Source organism: uncultured Cellulomonas sp. (assembly GCF_963527515.1).
Lineage (GTDB): Bacteria > Actinomycetota > Actinomycetes > Actinomycetales > Cellulomonadaceae > Cellulomonas.
The window spans coordinates 1-20,830 of the sequence record NZ_CAURTV010000013.1 but is presented as its reverse complement, the minus strand read 5'-3'; the positions used below and the strand labels follow the sequence as shown (position 1 = coordinate 20,830).

Below are 20,830 nucleotides of genomic sequence, written 5' to 3'. Positions count from 1 at the left end.
CGGCCGCGCGTACGGTACGACGCATGACGCACTCCGATGTCGTGGTCGTCGGCGCGGGCCTCGCCGGGCTCGTCGCCACCGCCGAGCTGGTGGCAGCCGGTCGCCGGGTCACCCTGCTGGACGCCGAGCCGCCCGCGAGCCTGGGCGGGCAGGCGTTCTGGTCGTTCGGGGGTCTGTTCCTCGTCGACTCCCCCGAGCAGCGCCGCCTCGGGGTCAAGGACTCCGCCGAGCTCGCGCTGGCCGACTGGCTCGGGTCCGCGGCCTTCGCTGACGACGGCTCCGACCGGTGGGGCCGCGCGTGGGCCGAGGGCTTCGTCGACTTCGCCGCGGGCGACCTGCGGGCGTGGCTGCACGCGAGAGGCGTGCGCTGGTTCCCGCTGGTGCAGTGGACCGAGCGGGGCGGCTACCTCGCCGACGGCCACGGCAACTCCGTGCCTCGGTTCCACATCACGTGGGGCACCGGGCCGGCGATCGTCGAGCCCTTCGTCCGCGTGCTGCTCGACGCCCGCCGCGACGGCCTGGTGGACGTGCGCTTCCGCCACCGGGTGACCGGCCTGGTCACCACCGACGGCCGGGTGACCGGGGTGCGGGGGGACGTGCTCGCTCCCGACCGCGCGGCCCGCGCCGTGCCCAGCTCCCGCGAGGTCGCCGCGCCGTTCGAGCTGTCCGCGAGCGCCGTCGTCGTCGCCACCGGCGGCATCGGTGCCGACCACGACCGGGTCCGCGCGACGTGGCCGGCCTCGGCGGGCCGGCTGCCCGCCCGGATGCTCTCCGGCGTGCCGGACCACGTGGACGGCTCCGGGATCGCCGCGGCGAAGGCGTCGGGCGCGGCCGTCGTGCACGAGGACCGCATGTGGCACTACCCGGAGGGCATCACCAACCACTCGCCGGTGTGGTCGCGGCACGGCATCCGGATCCTCGCCGGCCCGAGCAGCCTGTGGCTGGACGCCGACGGCCACCGGCTGCCCGCCCCCTTGTTCCCCGGCTTCGACTCGCTCGGGGCGCTGCAGCACGTCACCGGTCGCGGCGACGACCACTCGTGGTTCGTGCTGGACAAGACGATCCTCGGTCAGGAGTTCGCCCTGTCGGGCTCCGAGCAGAACCCGGACCTCACCGGAAAGGACCTGCGGCTGCTGCTGCAGCGGGTGAGGTCGGACGCGGTCGGGCCGGTGGAGGCGTTCGCGGAGAGGTCGGCGGAGTTCCTCTGGGCGGACACGCCCGCCGAGCTGGCCGCGAAGATGAACGCGCTGACCGGCACGGACCGGATCGATGCCGAGGCGCTCGAACGGACCGTCGTCGACCGCGACCGGCAGGTGGCGACAGGACTCGGCAAGGACGCGCAGGTGGTCGCGACCGCGATGGCGCGGCGGTACGTCGTGGACAAGGTCATCCGGGTGGCCAAGCCCCACCGGCTGCTCGACCCCGAGCACGGGCCGCTGCTCGCGGTGCGACTCTCGGTGCTCACCCGCAAGACCCTCGGCGGCCTGCACACCGACCTCGAGGGCCGCGTGCTGCGGCCCGACGGTGAGGTGCTGCCCGGCCTGTGGGCGGCCGGTGAGGCCGCGGGCTTCGGCGGCGGTGGAGTGCACGGGCACCGCGCGCTCGAGGGGACGTTCCTGGGCGGCTGCCTGTTCACGGGCCGGACGGTGGGGCGCGCGCTCGCCGGCGTGTGACCGGCGCGTCGGCGCTCCGGATGCTCGCAGCCTGGACCTACGGATAGGTTCGTGAGCGTGACGATCCGCCCAGCACCGCTCGGCCCTCCCATCGGCCGCATCCCCGTCGTCGACGTCTCCCCCGTAGCCGAGGCCGGGCGGTTCCCCGCCAAGGCGGTGGTCGGCGAGGCCGTCCCCGTCCGCGCCACGGTGTTCCGCGAGGGGCACGACGCCGTCGCCGCCACCGCGGTGCTGACCGACCCCGACGGCGTGGACCGCGCGAGCGCCCGGATGATCGACATCGCCCCCGGTCTCGACCGGTTCGAGGCGCGCGTCGTCCCCACGACCACGGGCCGCTGGACGTTCCGGGTGGAGGGCTGGTCCGACCCCTACGGCACCTGGGTGCACGACGCCACGATCAAGGTCGAGGCGGGCGTCGACGTGGAGCTCATGCTCACCGAGGGTGCTCTGCTGCTGGAGCGTGCCGCCAAGCGCGCCGGCGCAGATGCGATGCTGCGTGACGCGGCACGGGTGCTCACCGACGCGGTCATGGCCCTGCGCGACGTGCGCGACACCCCGCAGCAGCGGCTCTCGGCCGGGCTGTCGGCACGGGTGCACGAGGCCCTCGCGGCGCACCCGCTGCGCGAGGCGGTGACGCGCTCGCCGGAGTACCCGCTGGTCGTCGACCGGCCCCTGGCGCTCGCCGGCTCCTGGTACGAGCTGTTCCCCCGGTCGCAGGGCGCCAAGTACGACCCGGCCGCGGGGAAGTGGACGTCCGGGACGCTGCGCACCGCCGCCCTCGACCTGCCGCGGATCGCGGGGATGGGGTTCGACGTCGTCTACCTCACCCCCGTGCACCCGATCGGCGAGACGCACCGCAAGGGCCCGAACAACTCCCTGTTCGCGGACCTGGGCGACCCCGGCTCCCCGTACGCGATCGGCTCGCCCGCAGGCGGGCACGACGCCATCGAGCCGACGCTGGGCACCTTCGACGACTTCGACGACTTCGTCGCCGCGGCCCGCGCGCTGCACCTGGAGGTCGCTCTCGACATCGCGCTGCAGTGCTCCCCCGACCACCCCTGGGTCGCCGAGCACCCGGAGTGGTTCACCACCCGGGCGGACGGCACCATCGCGTACGCGGAGAACCCGCCGAAGAAGTACCAGGACATCTACCCGCTCAACTTCGACAACGACCCCGAGGGCCTCTACACCGAGATCCGCCGGGTCCTGCAGGTGTGGATCGACCACGGCGTGACCCTGTTCCGGGTGGACAACCCGCACACCAAGCCGCTCGACTTCTGGCAGCGGATCCTCGACTCGGTGCGCGCCGACCACCCCGACGTCATCTTCCTGTCGGAGGCGTTCACGCGGCCGGCCATGATGCAGACGCTGGCCAAGATCGGCTTCCACCAGTCGTACACGTACTTCACCTGGCGGAACACCAAGGACGAGATCACCGCGTACCTCGAGGAGGTCTCGGGCGAGCAGGGCGCGTGGATGCGACCCAGCTTTTGGCCCACCACGCACGACATCCTGCCGCCGTACCTGCAGGCCACGGGCGTGCGGGGCTTCGCGGTGCGCGCGGTGCTGGCTGCCCTGGGCGCCCCGACGTGGGGCATCTACTCGGGGTACGAGCTGGTGGAGGACGTGCCGCGCCCGGGCGTCGACGAGCAGGTGGACAACGAGAAGTACGAGTTCAAGCCCCGCGACTGGTCCAAGGCCGACGCCATCGGCATCAACCTGCTGCTGGGCCGGCTGAACGAGCTCCGCCACACCCACCCGGCCCTGCAGCAGCTGCGGAACCTCACCGTGCTGCCCACCTCGGACGACGCCCTCGTCGCGTTCGCCAAGCACCTCGACGCCGCGCACTCACCGTCCGGCCGTGCCGACACGATCGTCGTCATCGTCAACCTCGACCCGTGGAACGCGCGGGAGGGGGCCGTCCAGCTGGACCTGCACGCGCTCGGCCTCGACCCCGACCGGCCGGTGGTCGCGCACGACGTCCTGTCCGACGAGACGTACGAGTGGGGGCAGTCCGCCTACGTCCGCCTCGACCCGATGATCCGTGCGGCGCACGTGGTGCACCTGGTGGCGCCGTGACCGAGACGCCCACCACCGGCCGCCACGTGCACGAGCCCGCTCCGACGACCGCGCAGATCGCGCTGCCCGACCGACGCCAGCCGGTGATGCCGCAGGCGGCCGAGCCGCTCGGGGGCGTCGGCGACGATCCCGGCTGGTACCGGACCGCGGTGTTCTACGAGGTCATGCTCCGCACGTTCTCCGACTCCTCCGGCCAGGGCAGCGGGGACCTGCGCGGCCTGATCAACCGGCTCGACTACCTGCAGTGGCTCGGGATCGACTGCCTCTGGCTGCCGCCGTTCTACCCGAGCCCCCTGCGCGACGGCGGGTACGACGTCGCCGACTACACCGCGATCGCCGGCCAGTACGGCACGATGGCCGACTTCGCCGAGCTCATCGAGAAGGTGCACGACCGGGGCATGCGCATCGTCGTGGACCTCGTGATGAACCACACCAGCGACCAGCACCCGTGGTTCCAGGCGTCGCGCTCAGACCCCGAGGGGCCGTACGGCGACTTCTACGTGTGGAGCGACGACAACACCAAGTACCAGGACGCGCGCATCATCTTCGTCGACACCGAGACGTCCAACTGGACGTTCGACCCCGTGCGTCGGCAGTTCTTCTGGCACCGGTTCTTCGGCCACCAGCCCGACCTGAACTTCGAGAACCCGCGCGTGGTCGAGGCGATGATGGACGTCGGCCGGTTCTGGCTGGGCCTCGGGGTGGACGGCTTCCGCCTGGACGCGGTGCCGTACCTGTTCGAGGCCGAGGGCACCAACTGCGAGAACCTGCCGGAGACGCACGCGTTCCTGCGCAAGGTGCGGGCGATGATCGACGAGGAGTTCCCGGGCCGGATCATGCTGGCCGAGGCCAACCAGTGGCCCGAGGACGTCGTGCACTACTTCGGCACCGAGGCGGAGCCGGAGTGCCACATGTGCTTCCACTTCCCCGTGATGCCGCGCATCTACTACTCGATCCGGGACCAGCGGGCGACGCAGATCATCGACATCCTGGCCGACACCCCGCCGATCCCGAACAACGGCGCCCAGTGGAGCACGTTCCTGCGCAACCACGACGAGCTCACGCTCGAGATGGTCTCCACCGAGGAGCGCGCGTCGATGTACGGCTGGTACGCGCCGGACTCCCGGATGCGCGCCAACGTCGGGATCCGTCGCCGGCTGGCGCCGCTGCTGGACAACTCCCGCAAGGAGATCGAGCTCGCGCACGCGCTGCTGCTGTCGCTGCCGGGCAGCCCGTGCCTGTACTACGGCGACGAGATCGGCATGGGCGACAACATCTGGCTGCCCGACCGCGACGCGGTCCGCACGCCGATGCAGTGGACTCCCGACCGCAACGCCGGGTTCTCCACCGCCGACCCCGGCAAGCTCTACCTCCCGCTGGTCCAGTCGCTGGTGCACCACTACAGCCACACCAACGTCGAGGCCCAGCTGGCGCAGCCCACCTCCCTGCTGCACTGGGTGCACGGCATGCTCACGGTCCGCCGCCGGCACCCCGCCCTCGGCGCGGGCGACTTCGAGGTGCTGCCGTGCGACAACGACTCGGTGCTCGCGTTCTGCCGCCGGACGGCCGACGAGACGATCGTGGTGGTCGCCAACATGGCGGCGACCGCGCGAGCGGCCACCGTGCGGATGCCGGGCCTGGCGGGCTACGCGGTGCACGACGTGTTCGGCGGGGCGCCGTTCGCGGCGATCGGTGCCGACGGGTCGGCGTCGTTCACCCTCGGCTCCCGCGACTTCTACTGGCTGGAGCTGACCGCCCCGTGAGCCTGAGCGCCCGCCCCTCCCCCGACGACGCCCGCCTGCTCGACGTCCTGCGCGAGTGGCTGCCGACGACGCGCTGGTTCCCCGCCAAGGGCCAGGCCGCGGAGCTGTCGGCGGTCGCGTCGTTCCCGCTCGCGCCGGACGTCACGGTCCTGCTCGTCCGCGCCCGCGCGGGCTCGATCGACGCCGTCCTGCAGGTGCCCGTCGTGCTCGTCGACGGCACGCCTCAGGGGGCGATCGGCACGCTCGACGGCCGCAGCGTGGTCGACGGCGCCGCCCACCCGGCGTTCCTGGCGGCCTGGCTCGCCGCCGCCGAGGGTCCGGGCGCGGACGTCGACGTGTCCGCCGCCCGCGCCGTCTCGGGCGAGCAGTCGAACACCTCCGTGATCCTGCCGGGTGCCCGGCCGGGCATCCTCAAGGTGCTGCGAGCCGTCGCACCGGGTGAGAACCCCGACGTCGACGTCCCCCGCCACCTGGTCGACGTCGGCTGGCAGCACGTCCCGGCGCCGCTGGCCTGGCTCCAGGGCGAGTGGCCCGGCCACGACGGCGAGCCGGTGACCGGCTACCTCGGCGTGCTGGCGGCGTTCGTCGACGCCGCCGAGGACGGGTTCGAGCTGGCCTGCGCCTACGCCGCCCGTGGCGAGTCCTTCGCCGCCCCGGCCGCGGACCTCGGCGCGGTGACCGCGTCGATGCACGAGGCGCTGGTGCAGGCGTACGGCATCGAGGACGGCGGGGGTCCGCAGGAGGTGGCGCGAGCCGTGGCCACCCGGTTCTCCTGGGCGCTGTCCGCGGTGCCGGCCCTCGCCGGCTACGCCGACGGGGTCGCGGCCGTCGTCGGCGAGGTCCGGGAGCTCCCCGCCGCCCCGCCACGGCAGCGCGTGCACGGCGACCTGCACCTCGGGCAGGTGCTCCGCTCGCACGGCTCCTGGTTCATCATGGACTTCGAGGGCGAGCCGCTGGCTCCCCTGGCGCAGCGCACCCGGCCGGACCTGGCGCTGCGGGACGTGGCGGGGCTGCTCCGCTCGATCGACTACGCGGCGGCCGTCGGCGGCCTCACCGGCGACGCGGCCACCGACTGGACCGCCGACGCCCGCGCGGGGCTGCTGCGCGGGTACGGCGGCGGCGACCAGACCCTCCTGCGCGCGCTCGAGCTGGACAAGACCCTGTACGAGGCCGTGTACGAGTCGCGCAACCGGCCGACGTGGCTGCCCATCCCGCTGGCGGGGCTGGACCGGCTCGCTAGCTGATCGCGGTGACCTCGAGGGGCAGCTCGAGCGGCATCCGCACCCCGACCTGCCGCGGCGCGAGCTCGCTCTGCAGCACCAGGGCGGCGGCACCGACGGCCGCGGCCTCGGGGGCGTTCGAGGAGATGGCTACCCGCACGGGGTGGCTGCCGCGGGCGAAGAACGACTGTCCGAGCCGGCGCTCGATCTCCGGCAGGTAGAGCGACCCGGCGATGGCGAACGCGGGTCCCGTGAGCACGACCAGCTCCAGGTCGAGCACGTTGGCCAGCGTCTGCGCCCCGACCCCGACGTACCGCGCCGAGCGCTGGATGAGCTCCATCGGCAACGCGTCGCCGCGGCTCGCGGCGCGAGCGAGCGAGCCGAAGTTCTCCGCCACCCCGCGTCCAGCCAGCTCGAGGCCGGCGTCGCGGGCGGCGGCGACGACCGCGGCAGGGCCCGCGAGCGCCTCGATGCAGCCGAGGTTGCCGCACCAGCACGGCGGGCCCTCGAGGTCGACGCAGATGTGCCCGATCTCCCCGGCGTTGGAGCTGGAACCCCGGTACACGGTGCCGTCGACGATGATCCCCGCCCCGATGCCGGTGCCCATGTAGAGCGCGGCGAAGGCGGAACCCGTGGCGATGCCGCCGGACCAGTACTCGCCGATCGCCGCGGCGGTCGCGTCGTTGTCCAGCAGCACGGGCAGCCCGACGGCGTCCTCGAGGGCGGCGGCGAGCGGGAACTCGGCCCACCGCTGCATCACCGGCGGGGTGAGCGTCATGCCGGTCGAGGCGGAGATGGGACCGGGCGAGACGACGCCCAGCCCGAGGATGCGCGCCGGGTCCACGCCGACCCGGGTGATGGTGGTGCGGATCTCCGCGCCGATGCGGGCGACCACCTCGCGCGGGTCGTCCGACCCCGCGCCGGGGCGCCGCCAGCGGGCGACGATGGCGCCGCCGAGGTTGGCGATGACGTAGGTGATGCCTGCGTGGTCGAGGTGCACGCCCACCGCGTACCGCGCGGACGGGTCGAGCTGCAGGAGCATGCGGGGCTTGCCGCCGGTGGACTCCGCTCGGCCGACCTCGAGGACCAGCCCGTCGTCGATGAGCCGGCGGACCACCGTGGAGATGGTCGCGGCCGTGAGCCCCGTGGCGCGGGTGAGCTCCACCCGGCTGATCGTGCCGGCGGCCCGGATGAGGTCGAGGATCGCCGACCGGCTGCTGGCGTGCGCCGCGCCGAGACCCGGCTGGGAGCCGCTCACCCGTCCTCCTTCGTGGGGTGTCCCCCTCGTCGCACACCATAACGATCCGGGAACGGGTGCATCCTCCCAGGACACGCCCGTTGACTTACTTTGTTCAGTTGCCTAAGAATGCCACACGGAGCACAGCGGCTCGGCCCCCGGGACGCTCTGCCTCATCAGACCCCGGTCGGCACGCGGAGGTGCCGGCCCGACGAGAGGATCAACGATGTTCCCTCAGAAGCGACGCACACGCCTCATGGCGGTCGCGGCCGCCAGCACGCTCCTCGCCCTCACCGCCTGCTCGGGCGGCAGCGGGGACGACGCGGAGGCCAACGACGACGGCGCCCCCTCGGGGGAGATCACCGTGCTGACCTGGCGCACCGACCTGGTGGAGGACGGCACGTTCGACGAGTACGTCGAGCAGTTCAAGGCCGCGTACCCCGATGTCACCGAGGTCAAGATCGAGGGCCTCACTGACTACGAGGGGGAGGTCAAGACGCGCATGAACACCGAGAACTACGGCGACGTGCTGGCCATCCCCGGCTCGGTCACCCCGGACCAGCTCGGCGACTTCTTCGAGCCTCTGGGCACCCAGGAGGAGATCGGCGCCGAGTACCGCTGGATCAACGACAAGTCGTTCGAGGGCCAGTCGTACGGCATCCCCGTCGTGGGCAACGTCCAGGGCTACGTCTACAACAAGCGGGTGTGGGAGGAGGCCGGGGTCACCGAGTTCCCCGACACCCCCGAGGCGTTCCTCGCCGCGCTCCAGGCCATCAAGGACGACGGCGTCGAGATCGCGCCGCTCTACTCCAACTACAAGGACGCCTGGCCGCTGTCGCAGTGGGACGGCTGGCTCGGCGCGATCACGGCCGACCCCGACTGGAAGAACAAGATCGTCGAGTCGGACACCCCGTGGACGCCCGACAGCGACTACGGCGTGGTCGACGGGCTCATCTACGACGTCGTCGCGCAGGGCCTCATCGAGGCGGACCCGACCACCACCAACTGGGAGGAGTCGAAGCGTCTGCTCGGCACCGGCCAGGTCGCGACGATGGTGCTCGGCTCGTGGGCCCTCCCGCAGATGGCGGCAGCCGCGGAGGCCGCCGGCGCCAGCGGCGACGACATCGCCTACGCACCCACGCCGGTCAAGGTCGACGGCAAGTTCCACACCGTCGCCGGCGGTGACTACAACCTCGGCATCAACGTGAACTCCGACAACAAGGCGACCGCGCGGGCGTGGATCGACTGGTTCAACAAGGAGTCCGGCTTCTCGGAGTCGCAGGCCGGCCTGTCGCCGATGATCGACGGAGCCGTCCCGGCGGCCCTCGAGGACTTCGTCGCCGAGGTCGAGCTCATCACGCTGAACCCGGCCCCCGAGGGCAAGGAGTCCCTGTTCGCGGACATCGACACGGCGTCGGGCATCGTCACGACGGACCCGAAGTTCCGCCAGAAGACCATCGACGACGCCCGCTCCGGCGCACGGACCAAGCAGCAGATCCTCGACGACCTCAACGCCCAGTGGGCCGAGGGTCGGGCCTCGGCCGGCTGAGGCTCCTCGCCATGACGACCGCTCCCTCGGGTCTGTCCGACCCGACGACGGCGGCCGCGCAGCAGTCCGACGCGGCCCGCACCCCCCGGAAGACCCGGGGCGGTGCGGGCCGCGGCACCGCGTGGTACCGCCGGCTCACGCCGTACTACTTCCTGCTGATCCCCGTCGGGCTCCTGCTTCTGCTCACGTTCGCCCCCGTCCTCAACATGTTCTGGTACTCCGCCACGGACTGGGACGGGCTCGACAAGACCAAGAACATCGTCGGCTTCGACAACTACGTCGAGGTCTTCACCGACCCGGACAACGTCCGCGTCTTCTACGTGTCGCTCTACTACTTCGTCGCCTCGTTCGTGCAGATGGCGCTCGCCCTGTACTTCGCGACGATCCTGTCGTTCAGGATCCGGCTCAAGAACCTGTGGAAGGGCATCCTGTTCTTCCCGTACCTGATCAACGGCGTCGCGATCGGGCTGATCTTCCTCAACTTCCTCAAGCCGGGCGGCGGCCTCGACACGGTGCTGCTGACGGCCGGCCTCGAGAGCCTGGTCCAGCAGTGGACCGGTGACCCCGACGTCGCCAACTTCTCGCTCGCGGGCGTGTCCGTCTGGCGCTACATGGGCCTGAACTTCGTGATGTTCCTCGGCGCGATCCAGTCGATCAACTCGGAGGTCTACGAGGCGTCCGACCTCGACGGCGCCAACCGGTGGCACCAGTTCCGCTACATCATCCTGCCGTCGATCCGCCCGATCATCGGCCTGTCGCTCATCCTCGCGATCTCCGGCTCGCTGTCGGTGTTCGAGGTCCCGTTCGTCATGACGGGCGGCGCCAACGGCACGGAGACGTTCGTCATCCGCACGGTCTGGATGGCGTTCAACCGCAACCTGGTCGGCCTGGCCTCGGCGATGGCCGTCGTGCTCCTGGTGATCGTGCTGGTCGTCACCTGGGTCCAGCGCCGACTGATCCCCGACGACGAGGTGGACCTCACATGACGCGCCGCGCCATCAGCACCGCCACCAGCACCGCGAAGTACGTCTCCCTGGTCATCGCCTCGATCGCGATGCTGCTGCCTCTCGGGCTCATCCTGTTCGGGTCGTTCAAGACCAGCCAGGAGTTCCTCTCGACGGGGCCGATGACCCCGCCGAGCAGCTGGGGCAACGTCGAGAACTACGTCACCGCGTTCACGCGCGGCAACATGCTCGCCGCCTTCGGCAACACCGTCTTCATCTTCGCGATGGCGATCGTCGGCACCATCCTCATCGGGGCGGCCACGGCGTACGCGCTCGACCGCTTCCGCTTCGCCGGGCGCACGGCGGTGCTCGCCCTGTTCCTGCTCGCGACCCTGGTCCCGGGCGTCACCACGCAGGTGGCGACGTTCCAGATCATCAACGGGCTGGGTCTCTACGACTCCCGGTTCGCGCTGATCCTGCTGTTCATGGGCACGGACATCATCTCGATCTACATCTTCCTGCAGTTCATCCGGGCCATCCCGAGGTCGCTCGACGAGGCCGCGATGATCGAGGGGGCCGGGCACCTGCGGATCTTCTTCCAGATCATTCTGCCCAACCTCAAGCCGGCGATCGCGACCGTGGTGATCATCAAGGGCATCGGCATCTACAACGAGTTCTACCTGCCGTTCCTCTACCTGCCCTCCAAGGAGCTGCGGCCGATCTCGACCACCCTCTTCGACTTCAAGGGTCCGTACGGCTCGCAGTGGGAGGTCATCTCGGCGGGTGTCGTCATCACGATCATCCCGATCCTGGTGCTCTTCCTCTTCCTGCAGCGGTACATCTACAACGGGTTCACGTCGGGCGCGACGAAGTAGCGGGTCGGGGCAGCCGGTCCGGCTGCCCCGACCGCCGTCTCACACCCGCGTGGCTCGCACCAGCGCGATGCGCTCGGGCAGCTGCAGAGGTGCCTCCAGGCCCGGTCCGGACAGCAGCCGCCCGGGCAGCCGGACACCCTCGGGCGTCCACCACGCCGGCGCATGGTCGACCGCGTCACCCGGCGCCTGCGGTCGCACGTCGTAGGACGCGTCCGGGTCCAGGCCGGGCAGCCGGAGACGCGCCAGCGCGGTGTTGTCCGACCGCCCCGTCATCGCGACCGCGAACAGCGCGTCCGCCCCGTCCTGCGCCACGACGCCGTGCACCGCGAGCACCGGGTCGACGGTGTCCGCGTGCACGGTCGTGCCGGTGTGCAGGAGCGTGCGGACCTCCTTGTAGAGCGCGATCCACGCGGCCAGCTCGGCGCGCTCGGCGTCGTCGGCCTCCTGCAGGTCCCACTCGATCCCGAGGTGCCCGAACAGCGCGGTGGCCGCCCGGAACGACAGCTCGTGGCGCCGGCCCGTGCTGTGGGCGTGGCCCGACCCGACGTGCGCGCCGATGAGCTCCAGCGGGACCAGCAGGTTGGTCCAGCGCTGGATCTGCTGGCGCTCGAGCGCGTCGATGCAGTCGCTGGCCCAGACCCGGTCGGTCCGCTGCAGGATCTCGAGGTCCACGCGTGCGCCGCCGGACGAGCAGGACTCGATCTCGACGCCGGGGTGCAGCGCGCGCAGCTCGTCGAGCAGCCGGTAGACCGCGAGCGTCTGTCCGTGCACGCCGGGCGCTCCCCCGTGGCCCGCGTCGACCAGGTCCCGGTTGTGGTCCCACTTGAGGTACCCGATCGGGTACTCGGTGAGCAGCGCGTCCAGGCGCTCCAGGAGGTACGCGAAGGCCTCAGGGACGGCCAGGTCGAGCACCTGCTGGTGGCGCGCCTCCCGCGGCAGCCGCGACGGCACGCGGAGCATCCAGTCGGGGTGCGCGCGAGCCAGGTCGGAGTCGGGGTTCACCATCTCGGGCTCGACCCACAGGCCGAACTGCAGCCCGAGCCCGGTGACGTGCTCGACCAGCGGGTGCAGGCCGTCGGGCCACACGTCCGCCGACACGTACCAGTCCCCGAGCGCCCGGGTGTCGTCGCGACGGTCGCCGAACCAGCCGTCGTCGAGCACGAACCGCTCCGCCCCCACCGCGGCGGCGGCGTCCGCGAGCGCGGTCAGCCGGCCGAGGTCGTGCTGGAAGTAGACCGCCTCCCACGTGTTGAGCGTGACGGGCCGGGGCGTGCGGGGGTGGTGCGGGCGCGCGCGCATCCAGGCGTGGAACCGCGCCGCTAGCGCATCCAGGCCGACGCCCCACGAGCCGTACACCCAGGGGCTCGTGTACGACTCCCCGCGGGCCAGCCGGACCTCGCCGGACCCGAGCAGCTCACCACCCCCCAGCAGCCCGGAGTGGTAGTGGCTGCGCTCGGCGAGCGAGCGGTGGTTGCCCGACCAGGCGGTGTGCAGACCCCAGACCTCCCCCGTGCGGTGGGCGAACCCGGCCGTGCCGGCGACCAGCACGAACGCCGAGTCGTACCCGGTGCGCCCGCGGCGGTTCTCGCGCAGCCGCGTGCCGTGCGTGAAGGCGGTGCGCTGCGGGCTGCGCTCCCGTGCCCACCGACCGGAGAAGTCGAGCAGCTCGGTGGCGACCGCGGGCACGGGCAGCGTGAGCAGCAGGCCGTCCAGCCCGTAGACCTCCTCGGCCTCGTTGGTGAGCACCGCCTGCTGCCGGACGAGGCCCTGCGCGGTCAGCTCGATCACGAGGCTCAGCCCGAGGCGGGCCGCGGGGTCGCCGGCACGGACCGTGAGCCGCTGCGTGCCGTCGGCGGTCGTCGTCAGCTCGCGGTCCCGGACCTCGAACCGCGAGGAGAAGTCCTGGCCGTCCCGGCTGCCGACGAGGCCGGGCGTCCCGACGAACCCCGCCGACTCCTGCGGCAGGACCGCGATCTCGACCTCCCCGTCGACCGGGAAGCCGTGCGGCACCGGCAGCCAGCCGCGCCGGGCGGCACCCAGGGCGGCACCGTCGAGCTGCCCGAGGTCGGCGCCCCAGTGCAGGATGCGCGGGAGCGTCCCGCCGGTCAGGTCGACGACCACGCTCACGCCCGCGGCGCGCAGGTGGACGAGGTCGGCGGGGGTGGCGTCATCGCGCACAGGGGTCTCCTCGGTCGGTGCAGGGCTGGTCGGAACGCTACGCGTCCGGCTCATTGACTTACTTTATTCAGTTGTCTAAGAATGACCTCGGGTACCTGCCAGACGTTCGGCCCCTCCCCGGGGTGGCCGACGACGCCCGTCGCGAGGATGCGGCGGCCACGCGCCGGACCCCCGGACCCAGGAGCTCGACGATGCACACCCAGGACCTGTACGACGGCTGGTCGCTCACCGCCGTCGCCGGCCCCGTCCCGCCCGAGCTGGCCGGCCGCCGCGTGCGCGCCCGCGTGCCGGGGACCAGCCACACCGCGCTGCTGGAGGCCGGCCTCATCCCGGACCCGTACGTCGACCGGCACGAGGAGGACCTCGCGTGGATGCGTCGCACGGACTGGACGTACGAGCGCGACCTGGATCTCGTCGCGGCCGCCGCCGACGAGCGCGTGGACCTGGTGTTCGACGGCATCGACACGGTCGCCTCCCTGTCCTTCGACGGCCACGACCTCGGCCGCACCGCCAACCAGCACCGCTCGTACCGGTTCGACGTGCGTGACCTGCTGCGGCCGACCACGCAACGGCTGCGCGTGCTGCTCGGCTCGGCGCTGGTGCACGCCGAGGCGGAGGCCGCGCGCCTGGGTCCGCGCCCGCTCGCGTACGACCAGCCGTTCAACATGGTCCGCAAGATGGCGTGCTCGTTCGGCTGGGACTGGGGGCCGGACCTGCAGACCGCGGGGCTGTGGCGACCGGTACGGGTGGAGCGCTGGAGCGTCGCGCGACTGGACACCGTCCGCCCGCTGGTCACCGTCGACTCCGCGGGCACCGGTCACGTCCGGGTGCACGTCGACGTCGAACGCTCCGGGCTCCCGGGGGGCGACGAGCCGCTCGTGGTGCGCGCCCACGTCGCCGGTGCGGAGGCGTCCCTGACGGTCCCGGCCGGCACGTCGACCGGCGTCGTCGCGCTCGAGGTGCCGCACGCTCCCCTGTGGTGGCCGGTGGGTCACGGTGCCCAGCCGCTGGCGGAGCTCGTGGTCGTGCTCGCCGGCCCCGACCCCACGCAGCCGCTGGACACCTGGACGCGCCGCATCGGCTTCCGCACCGTCGAGCTGGACACCAGCGCCGACGAGGACGGCACCCCGTTCACGTTCCGCATCAACGGCCGCCCGATCTTCGTCAAGGGCGCGAACTGGATCCCCGACGACCACCTGCTCACCCGGATCACCCGCGAGCGGCTGGCCCACCGCCTCGACCAGGCGGTGGACGCCCACCTCAACCTCCTGCGCGTGTGGGGCGGCGGCATCTACGAGTCGGACGACTTCTACGAGCTGTGCGACGAGCGCGGCCTGCTGGTGTGGCAGGACTTCCTGCTCGCCTGCGCGGCCTACCCGGAGGAGCAGCCGCTCTGGGACGAGCTGGAGGCAGAGGCACGGGAGAACGTCACCCGGCTGACCCCGCACCCGTCGCTGGTGCTCTGGAACGGCGGCAACGAGAACCTGTGGGGCTTCCTGGACTGGGGCTGGCAGGAGGAGCTCGACGGCAGGACGTGGGGCTTGCGCTACGCCACCGAGCTGCTCAAGGGCGTCGTCGCCGAGCTCGACCCGACCCGTCCGTACGCCGACGGCAGCCCGTACTCCCCCGGCTTCACGCTGGCCGAGAAGCACCCCAACGACCCCGACCACGGCACGCACCACCAGTGGGAGGTCTGGAACCGCGTCGACTACCGCGTGTACGGCGACGAGGTCCCGCGGTTCTGCTCGGAGTTCGGCTTCCAGGGTCCTCCCACGTGGGCGACCCTCACCCGGGCGGTGCACGCGGTCGACGGCGGCCCGCTCACCAAGGACGACCCGGCGTTCCTGCTCCACCAGAAGGCGGAGGACGGCAACGGCAAGCTGGACCGCGGCCTCCAGCCGCATCTCGGCGTCCCCGACGACTTCGCCGACTGGCACTGGGCCACCCAGCTCAACCAGGCGCGCGCTGTGCGGTTCGCCCTCGAGCACTACCGCTCGTGGTGGCCACGGACGGCCGGCGCCATCGTCTGGCAGCTCAACGACTGCTGGCCGGTGACGTCGTGGGCGGCGATCGACGGCGACGAGCGCCGCAAGCCGCTCTGGTACGCGCTGCGTTCCGCGTACGCCCCGCGCCTGCTCACCGTGCAGCCGCGCGAGGGCCGCGAGGTGCTCGCGGTCGTCAACGAGACGCCCGTCATCTGGCAGGGCGTGGTCCGCCTCTCGCGCCAGCGGCTGGACGGCACCGTGCTGGCCGAGGAGGAGCTGGCTCTCGCGGTCGGTGCCTGGTCCGTCGGCCAGTTCGCCCTGCCGCCGACCATCGCGACGCCCGCCGACCCGACCCACGAGGTCCTCGTCGTCCGGCTCGGCGCCCTGCAGGCGGTCCACACGTGGGTCGAGGACATCGACCTGGCGCTCGACCCCGCCCCCCTGCGCGCCACCGTGACCCCCGTGCAGGACGGCTTCCGCGTCGACGTCACCGCGTCCTCCCTCGCCCGGGACGTCACGCTGCTCGCCGACCGGGTGGATCCCGACGCGGTGGTCGACACGGCCCTGGTGGACATCCCGGCCGGTGGCACCGCGTCGTTCCACGTCCGGACCCAGAGGGTCGTCGACCCGCTCGCCCTCACCCGTCCGCCGGTCCTGCGCTCGGCCAACGACGTGGTGGTACCCCGGCTCGGCGCGCGTGACCTCACCCAGTCGCCCGCCTGAGGTCGCGTTCGCCGCAGGTACGCTCGCCACCATGGCGCACGGTCTCGACGCGGTCGGCTTGGTCCTGGCTCGACCTGCCCGGATGCTCGGGTTCGAGCCCTTCTTCATGGAGCTCGTCGGCGGCATCGAGGAGTCCCTGGCGGGCGAGGGTCGGTCCCTGCTCCTGCACGTCGTGCCCGACCACGACGCGGAGATCCGCACGTACCGGCGCTGGGGCGAGGGCAATCTCGTCGACGCGGTCGTCGTGGTCAACATCGCGCTGCAGGACGCCCGCCTCGACGTGCTGGCCGAGCTGGGCATCCCCACGGTCGTCGTCGGCGGCCCGCGGCCGGACCTGCCGTTCGCCAACGTCTGGATCGACAACGCCGAGGCGATGCGCACGGCCGTCACCCACCTCGTCGGGCTCGGCCACCGCCGGCTCGCCCGCGTCAGCGGCCCGAGCACGCTCGCCCACACCCAGGCCCGGACGGACGCGTTCCTGGGGGAGTGCGCCCGCCTCGGTGCGCACGGGACGGTGGTCGAGGGCGACTACGGCGAGGAGTCGGGCACCCGCGCCACGCGAGCGCTGCTCGGTCGTGGCTCCCCGCCGTCCGCGATCATCTACGACAACGACGTCATGGCGGTCGCCGGGCTCGGCGTCGCGCACGAGATGCACGTGGCCGTGCCCGAACGGCTGTCGCTGCTGGCCTGGGACGACTCCGCGCTGTGCCGGCTCTCGCACCCGGCCCTGTCGGCCATGAGCCTCGACGTGCACGCGATGGGTGTCCAGGTGGCCGACTGCGTCCTCAACCTGCTGGCCTCGGGCACCGTCCGCTCCTACACGGCCCCCCTGCCGCGGCTCGTGGCCCGCGGCACCACCACCACGGCGCCCCGCGACGACGCCTGAGCACGCAGCCCCGATGCAGATGCAGGTCACGGGATGACGAACCTGCGCGGAACCCGTCCGGGTGGTTGGGTAGGGGGATGAGCCCGGCCGCACCGACCCCGGTCCCCGTCGACCACGACACCCTTCGCACCGTCGCACACGGAGCCTTCTACGCTCCGCACGACGTGCTCGGACCGCACGTGGGAGGCGGCGGCGTCACCGTCCGCACCCTGCGCCCTCTCGCCGAGTCGGTGGTCGTCGTCACGGCGACCACGCGCGTGGCGGCCCGGCACGAGCAGGACGGCATCTGGGTCGCTCTCCTGCCCGGCACCGACGTCCCGGACTACCGCCTCGAGGTCACGTACGACGGGCACACCTCGACCGTCGACGACCCCTACCGCTTCCTCCCCACGGTGCAGGAGCTGGACCGCCACCTGGTCCGCGAGGGCCGGCACGAGCAGCTCTGGACCGTCCTCGGCGCCAACGTGCGGACCTACCCCGGTGAGCTCGGGGAGGTGACCGGCACGTCCTTCGCGGTCTGGGCGCCCAACGCCCGTGCGGTCCGCGTGGTCGGCGACTTCAACTACTGGCAGGGTGCGGCGCACGCCATGCGGTCGCTCGGCGACAGCGGTGTGTGGGAGGTCTTCGCCCCCGGCGTCGGGTCCGGCGCGCGCTACAAGTTCGAGGTCCTCGGCAACGACGGGTCGTGGCGCCAGAAGGCCGACCCGCTGGCCCAGGGCACCGAGATCCCGCCCGCGACCGCATCGGTCGTCGTCGAGTCGCACTACGAGTGGAACGACGACGACTGGCTCACCGCCCGGAGCGCGCGCGACCCGCACACCGCGGCCATGAGCGTGTACGAGGTGCACCTGGGTTCCTGGCGCGTCGGGCTGTCCTACCGCGACCTGGCCCACCAGCTGACCGACCACGTGGTGTCCCTCGGGTTCACGCACGTCGAGCTGCTGCCGGTCGCCGAGCACCCGTTCGGTGGGTCCTGGGGCTACCAGGTGTCCTCGTACTTCGCGCCCACCTCACGCTTCGGGCACCCGGACGACTTCCGCTACCTCGTCGACACGCTGCACCGCGCCGGGATCGGCGTCATCGTCGACTGGGTCCCCGCCCACTTCCCCAAGGACGAGTGGTCGCTCGCGCAGTTCGACGGCACCCCGCTGTACGAGCACCCCGACCCGCTGCTGGGCGAGCACCCGGACTGGGGCACCTACGTCTTCAACTTCGGCCGGTCCGAGGTGCGCAACTTCCTCGTCGCCAACGCGACGTACTGGCTCGAGGAGTTCCACGTCGACGGCCTGCGCGTCGACGCCGTCGCCTCCATGCTCTACCTCGACTACTCCCGCAAGCCCGGTCAGTGGCGGCCCAACCAGTACGGCGGCCGCGAGAACCTGGACGCCATCTCGTTCCTGCAGGAGGCCAACGCCACGGCCTACCGGCGCACCCCCGGCATCATGATGATCGCCGAGGAGTCGACCGCGTGGCCGGGCGTCACCGCCCCCACCGACGGCAACGGCCTCGGGTTCGGCCTGAAGTGGAACATGGGCTGGATGAACGACACGCTCCGCTACCTGGCCGAGCAGCCCGTGCACCGGCGCTACCACCACAGCGAGATCACCTTCTCGATGGTCTACGCCTACTCCGAGCGCTTCGTGCTCCCCATCAGCCACGACGAGGTGGTGCACGGCAAGGGCTCCCTGTACGAGCGGATGCCCGGCGACCACTGGCAGAAGCTGGCTGGCGTCCGCCTGCTGCTCGGCTACCAGTGGACCCACCCCGGCAAGCAGCTGCTGTTCATGGGCAGCGAGTTCGCCCAGCAGACCGAGTGGGCCGAGTCCCGCTCCCTCGACTGGCACGCACTGGACGACCCCGCCCACCAGGGCGTCATGCGCTCCGTGGCAGACCTCAACCGGGTCTACAAGGAGACGCCGTCGCTGTGGCAGCTGGACCACTCCCCCGACGGCTTCGAGTGGATCGACTCCGACGACGCCTTCCGCAACACCCTCGCGTTCCTGCGCAAGGGCTACGACTCCCCGCCCGTCGCCGTGGTGGTCAACTTCGCCGGGGTCCCGCACGAGGGGTACCGCCTCGCCCTGCCCCGCGCCGGACGGTGGCGCGAGATCTTCAACTCCGACTCCGAGCTCTACGGCGGCTCCGGCGTGGGCAACCTCGGCGAGATCGAGGCCCTGCCCGAACCGCACTACGGCCGCCCGTACTCGGCGTCGATCCGCGTCCCCCCGCTGGGCGTCGTGGTGTTCCAGGCCGGCTGACGCGCGAGCGCACAGAGATGCACGGCAGCCCGCACCCCGCGGTGCAGGCTGCCGTGCATCTGCGCCTCACCCCCAGAGCGCGGCGACCTCCTCGGCACGAGCCGTGCCCAGCTCGTACCCCGCCCGCGCGGCGGCCGGACGCAACGACACGTCCATGGCACGGGCACCGAGCAGGTGCTCGGAGCCGCTGTCCGGGACGATGACCTCGACGCGACTGCCCGCCGCGCGCAGCGCGTCCACCTGCGCCGCCAGCTGCGTGCCCCACTCCACCGGGTACAGCGACCTGCCACCCAACGGCGACAGCACGAGGACCCGTGCGTACCCAGCGGCCAGATCGGCGTTCTCGGCGTTCGCCCGGTAACCACCGTCGATGTACCCGACGCCTGCGATGTCGTACGCGGACCCGCCACCGGCAGTGCTCGCGGCGACGGCGTCGACCAGCTCCACCCCGCTGTGTCGGTCGAACACGACCGGAGTGCCGGTGCGAGCCTCGACCGCCGTCATGACGACCACACGCCCGGGCCAGCGGTGATCCGGCAGCCGCGCGGCGACAATGGTGCGCCACCGCGCCTGCCAGGACCCGTCCGACGCCGCTGCTACGTCGAGTGCCGCCGCGCCCATCCTGCGGCGCAGGTCGATGAGGTCCTCACTGGACGCGATGACCGCACGGAACCTCTCGAGGTCGACCGCCACCGACCCGCTCGGCGCGTGTCCCCCGTCCGGTCCGACTGGACCTTGCGGAGGCACTGCTACGAGGCTGGCGGACAACAGCTCGGCCGGAGTCGCCCCGGCCAGCTGCGCAGCAGCCGTGGCGCCGGCTGAGGTCCCGATGGTCAGATCGGCCGTGGTGACGTCGACACCGGCACGGCTGAGGCCGGCGACGACGCCGATCAGCCAGGCGTTGCCTGTGGATCCGCCACCGCCGAGAACCAGCGCTCGCCCGCCCACCGCGCGGATCCGACCCGTCGCGTCGACGCGTGCGGGAGCACCCTCCGGCCGCCGCACGTGAGGATCGCTCTCCGGTGCGGAGCTCACTGGAGAAGACGAGGAGGAAGCAGGTGTGATGTTCATGTCGAGGTGCCTCTCACGAGTGCCTACGCGGCCACTCCCGATGGCATCTAGCTGAGTCGCGAGACCTGCGCGGGAGCGCCCACTACGGATACTGCGTTCATGGGTCTCACCTCCCGCCGATCGATCACGAAGTGCGGCGACGCTAGCACCCCGGGCAACCGCGACACCACGACAAACCGCGACGCCGCCCAGCCAGGGCACGTCCCACGCGCCGCCGACGAGCCGCGTGGCAGACGCTCGGAGGACACCCGCCCTGCGCAACCCCTGGGCGAGCCCATGTCGCAGCATCCGGAAAGCAGAAAGAGCCACCCCTCGCGGAGTGGCTCTTTCCAAGAAACAGAAGAAGCCACCCCCGTAGGGGTGGCTTCTCCTGAATGATGTCCGGCGGC

General features: G+C 72.1%; 13 protein-coding genes. 10 read left to right on the top strand and 3 right to left on the bottom strand.

Annotated elements, in window-relative coordinates; genetic code table 11:
• Positions 1-23: 23 nt before the first annotated feature.
• The 4 genes from RYN42_RS05780 (at position 24) to RYN42_RS05765 (ending at position 6,759) form a co-directional block, all read left to right on the top strand.
• On the top strand, positions 24-1,673 hold the full coding sequence (locus RYN42_RS05780; protein WP_315094517.1) for an FAD-binding dehydrogenase: 1,650 nt from the start codon (positions 24-26) through the stop codon (positions 1,671-1,673).
• A gap of 51 nt (positions 1,674-1,724) precedes the next feature.
• Positions 1,725-3,752 carry an alpha-1,4-glucan--maltose-1-phosphate maltosyltransferase gene (locus RYN42_RS05775; protein WP_315094515.1) on the top strand — a complete coding sequence of 676 codons (2,028 nt, stop codon included), beginning with the start codon at positions 1,725-1,727 and terminating at the stop codon, positions 3,750-3,752.
• Positions 3,753-3,838: 86 nt separating this feature from the next.
• Positions 3,839-5,515: a maltose alpha-D-glucosyltransferase gene (gene treS / locus RYN42_RS05770; RefSeq protein WP_315094580.1), complete on the top strand. Its 1,677-nt coding sequence runs from the start codon at positions 3,839-3,841 to the stop codon at positions 5,513-5,515.
• Positions 5,512-6,759 carry a maltokinase N-terminal cap-like domain-containing protein gene (locus RYN42_RS05765; protein ID WP_315094513.1) on the top strand — a complete coding sequence of 416 codons (1,248 nt, stop codon included), beginning with the start codon at positions 5,512-5,514 and terminating at the stop codon, positions 6,757-6,759. The genes treS and RYN42_RS05765 overlap by 4 nt, the downstream gene beginning before the upstream one ends.
• On the opposite strand, the gene RYN42_RS05760 is transcribed toward RYN42_RS05765, so the two are convergent.
• Positions 6,752-7,993: an ROK family transcriptional regulator gene (locus RYN42_RS05760; protein WP_315094512.1), complete on the bottom strand. Its 1,242-nt coding sequence runs from the start codon at positions 7,991-7,993 to the stop codon at positions 6,752-6,754. The genes RYN42_RS05765 and RYN42_RS05760 overlap by 8 nt on opposite strands.
• Positions 7,994-8,198: 205 nt before the next feature.
• On the opposite strand from RYN42_RS05760, the gene RYN42_RS05755 reads away from it, so the two are divergent.
• Genes RYN42_RS05755 through RYN42_RS05745 form a run of 3 tightly spaced genes read left to right on the top strand, consistent with a single transcriptional unit; the run spans position 8,199 to position 11,340 of the window.
• The gene (locus RYN42_RS05755; protein ID WP_315094511.1) at positions 8,199-9,521 is read left to right on the top strand and encodes an ABC transporter substrate-binding protein; all 1,323 of its coding nucleotides are present in this window, start codon (positions 8,199-8,201) and stop codon (positions 9,519-9,521) included.
• An 11-nt stretch (positions 9,522-9,532) separates the two neighbouring features.
• Positions 9,533-10,507: a sugar ABC transporter permease gene (locus RYN42_RS05750; RefSeq protein ID WP_315094509.1), complete on the top strand. Its 975-nt coding sequence runs from the start codon at positions 9,533-9,535 to the stop codon at positions 10,505-10,507.
• Positions 10,504-11,340 (top strand): carbohydrate ABC transporter permease, encoded by an 837-nt coding sequence (locus tag RYN42_RS05745; RefSeq protein ID WP_315094507.1) that lies wholly within the window; start codon positions 10,504-10,506, stop codon positions 11,338-11,340. Before RYN42_RS05750 ends, RYN42_RS05745 begins: the two co-directional genes overlap by 4 nt.
• A 39-nt stretch (positions 11,341-11,379) precedes the next feature.
• Here the strand turns inward: RYN42_RS05745 and RYN42_RS05740 are convergent, their stop codons facing one another.
• Positions 11,380-13,572: an alpha-galactosidase gene (locus RYN42_RS05740; protein WP_399552405.1), complete on the bottom strand. Its 2,193-nt coding sequence runs from the start codon at positions 13,570-13,572 to the stop codon at positions 11,380-11,382.
• A 137-nt stretch (positions 13,573-13,709) separates the two neighbouring features.
• Here RYN42_RS05740 and RYN42_RS05735 point away from each other — a divergent pair, with 137 nt between their 5' ends.
• The 3 genes from RYN42_RS05735 (at position 13,710) to glgB (ending at position 19,370) form a co-directional block, all read left to right on the top strand.
• Positions 13,710-16,226: a glycosyl hydrolase 2 galactose-binding domain-containing protein gene (locus RYN42_RS05735; protein WP_315094504.1), complete on the top strand. Its 2,517-nt coding sequence runs from the start codon at positions 13,710-13,712 to the stop codon at positions 16,224-16,226.
• A gap of 31 nt (positions 16,227-16,257) precedes the next feature.
• Positions 16,258-17,112, top strand: coding sequence for a substrate-binding domain-containing protein (locus RYN42_RS05730; RefSeq protein ID WP_315094502.1), 855 nt, complete (start codon positions 16,258-16,260; stop codon positions 17,110-17,112).
• 77 nt (positions 17,113-17,189) lie between these two features.
• Positions 17,190-19,370 (top strand): 1,4-alpha-glucan branching protein GlgB, encoded by a 2,181-nt coding sequence (glgB, locus tag RYN42_RS05725; protein ID WP_315094500.1) that lies wholly within the window; start codon positions 17,190-17,192, stop codon positions 19,368-19,370.
• A gap of 66 nt (positions 19,371-19,436) precedes the next feature.
• Here glgB and RYN42_RS05720 read toward each other — a convergent pair whose 3' ends face one another.
• Positions 19,437-20,441, bottom strand: coding sequence for a patatin-like phospholipase family protein (locus RYN42_RS05720; protein WP_315094499.1), 1,005 nt, complete (start codon positions 20,439-20,441; stop codon positions 19,437-19,439).
• Positions 20,442-20,830 lie beyond the last annotated feature (389 nt).